3 protein-coding genes are annotated in these 2466 nt (G+C 40.8%); 1 reads left to right on the forward strand and 2 read right to left on the reverse strand.

The annotated features are described in order from the left end of the window. Positions 1–264: 264 nt before the first annotated feature. Positions 265–693, reverse strand: a complete 429-nt coding sequence (locus OIN60_RS17425) for a MerR family transcriptional regulator (RefSeq protein ID WP_305756144.1) — start codon at positions 691–693, stop codon at positions 265–267. A gap of 169 nt (positions 694–862) precedes the next feature. On the opposite strand from OIN60_RS17425, the gene OIN60_RS17430 reads away from it, so the two are divergent. Continuing rightward, a complete protein-coding gene (locus OIN60_RS17430; protein ID WP_305756145.1) occupies positions 863–1984 on the forward strand; it encodes an NADH-dependent flavin oxidoreductase in 1122 nt (373 codons plus the stop codon). A gap of 112 nt (positions 1985–2096) precedes the next feature. On the opposite strand, the gene OIN60_RS17435 is transcribed toward OIN60_RS17430, so the two are convergent. Beyond that, positions 2097–2231, reverse strand: a complete 135-nt coding sequence (locus tag OIN60_RS17435) for a winged helix-turn-helix domain-containing protein (protein ID WP_370872531.1) — start codon at positions 2229–2231, stop codon at positions 2097–2099. Positions 2232–2466 lie beyond the last annotated feature (235 nt).

Genomic DNA, 2466 nt, shown 5'->3' on the forward strand with positions numbered 1-2466 from the left:
TCCCCCTCCGGGTTGAAAGGGAAAGGGGTAAAAAACGTGGGAGTCAAAGAGACGCTTTTGACAGTCTCGTTCATATCAGGGATTGGAGGAATGCTTCGTTCTCGGAGCGTCTCACCCACGCACGAAACACGCACGAAAAGAGTGCCCTCGGTCAAGATCTGAGCATCCTTATGTGTGTTCAGTTGTAGTCTGCTACGTTCACCGGGCCAGAAAGGGGCGATTGCGAATCTCCGAATGTGCATTGCCGCGCTCAGCCAGATTACATTAATTCACCGTCTTAATCTCCAGGCCGTGACCGTGACATTTAAAGTTATAGTTAGGATTTTTCATAACCTCTTCTTTCTGAAGCTCATACATGGCTAGTTTGTAGTTTATTTCTTCCAAGTGTTTTTGACTTTCGTCAATTTTCTTCTGAACTTCCAATTTATGCTGCCTCAACATTTCTTCTCTTTGCAAATAGGTGCTATTTCCCAATTCATAAAGTTCCTTGTAATCCTTGATTTTTGAAAGAGGCATTCCTGTCTCTTTGAGACAACGAATAAAAGAAATCCAATCTATTTGTTGTTGGTTATAAACTCTACGGCCTTTTTCGTCACGAGATATATTTGGTAATATCCCTTGCTCTTCATAAAATCGAAGTGTCTTTGCAGATACATTTAAATTTTCCACTACATATGTCATTGAATACAACATCTACTTGTCCCACCTTTAGTTACAGTTACTGTAACTAAATATATATCATGAAGAGAATGAAATCACAACAAATATATATGTAATCATATGAAAATAAATCCTTGACCTACTGTAACGGTAACCAATTACACTGAAACAGAGAATAAAATATGATAGCGAGGTTAAGGAAATGAATCAAAAATACAGTAGGTTATTTGAATCCTTCACATTCAGAAGTGGAATAACCATGAAGAATAGTATCGTTATGGCACCTATGACCACCTGGTCAAGCAATGACGATCTTACCATTTCGGATGACGAAGTAAAGTATTACAAACAAAGAGTGAATGGAGTAGGACTCGTCATTACAGGGTGTACTCATGTTACACCTAATGGGCAGGGTTTTACGAATGAATTCGCTGGGTACAATGATGGATTTACTCCAAGTTTACGAAAATTAGCTGAAGCAGCGAAAAGTGGAGGCTCTCCTGCGATCCTACAGATTTTTCATGCAGGTAATAAAGCCATACCTGGATTGGATGCAGTTAGTGCGAGTGCATTGCAATCTGAGGCTACTGCTCTTGGCCCAACTGTAGAAACAAGAGAGCTATCACATGAGGAAATCCTGTCGATTATACGTGCTTTTGGAGACACAACAAGACGAGCGATTGAAGCCGGATTTGATGGCGTCGAAATTCATGGGGCACATGGATTTTTAATTCAAAACTTCTGGTCGCCAGCAACGAATCAACGGACGGACCAATGGGGAGGATCACTTGAAAATCGCTTGCGTTTTCCATTGGCGATTATTAACGAAATCAAAAATGTCATTGAAAAACATGCTGCAAAACCATTCATTTTAGGATACCGATTTTCACCTGAAGAATCCTCCAAAGCAGACGGATTACGTATGAAAGACACGTATGAATTAATCGATTTCCTTGTTGAACAGGATTTAGATTATATTCATGCTTCATTAGATAATGTGTCTTCAAAGCCAGTAGATAGTCAAGATGAAAAAACACGGCTTGAATTAATTCTTGAAAGAGCAAACGGTAAGGTACCTGTGATGGCTGCTGGTTCCATACTAACACCGGATGATGCTCTTCAAGCTGTGGAATTAGGATTGCCGCTAGTTGCCATTGGACATGCGTTAATTATGGATCCTAACTGGGTTGAAAAGGTCGCAAATGGACGTGAAGCCGAAGTAGATTCTGAGTTGAACGTTTCGAAACTCAACCAGCTTAATATTCCAGAAAAACTTTGGAATGTAATTCAAGTAATGCCCGGTTGGTTTAATATTGGGAAATAAAAAGTAGTCCTAAAGGCTACCCAGATTGACGAGAAACCCACGTCTTTTATGAGACTTCGGGTTTCTTTTGCTAATTCTAAGGTGCTCCGTCCATCCAGGGGTCGATTCTCTTTCATTCCGGGAATATCTCCGATGTCGGAATGGTTTGTATGGGATCCATAATGGATAACGATAATAACTTTTTACGTAACCGTGCCATATATACATTCAATGTATTGTCGTCGATAAATGTCTCATCGTCCCAAATTTTTGTAGATGTGTTTCCAACAGAGCAGCAAGTTGCTTGTCGTCCTCAACGAGCATGATCTTGAACATACAGATTCTCCTTATGTAATGCCTAATGCCTAATGCCTGTTGCTTGCTGCCTTCCCATACAGCTTTGCATGATTATCCCTTTTGATCAGAATGCGGGGGTCGAGGGTTGGGGCTTGAGGGGGCCTGGGGGAAGGAAAGAGGAAAGAGAAACGTGATACGAAAAAAGG

The sequence above is a fragment of the Paenibacillus zeirhizosphaerae genome (assembly GCF_030705605.1).
GTDB lineage: Bacteria > Bacillota > Bacilli > Paenibacillales > Paenibacillaceae > Paenibacillus > Paenibacillus zeirhizosphaerae.

Coding starts and splice junctions, on each gene's coding strand:
- OIN60_RS17425 (WP_305756144.1), bottom strand. CDS start 693: ATGTTGTATTCAATGACATATGTAGTGGAAAATTTAAATGTATCTGCA.
- OIN60_RS17430 (WP_305756145.1), top strand. CDS start 863: ATGAATCAAAAATACAGTAGGTTATTTGAATCCTTCACATTCAGAAGT.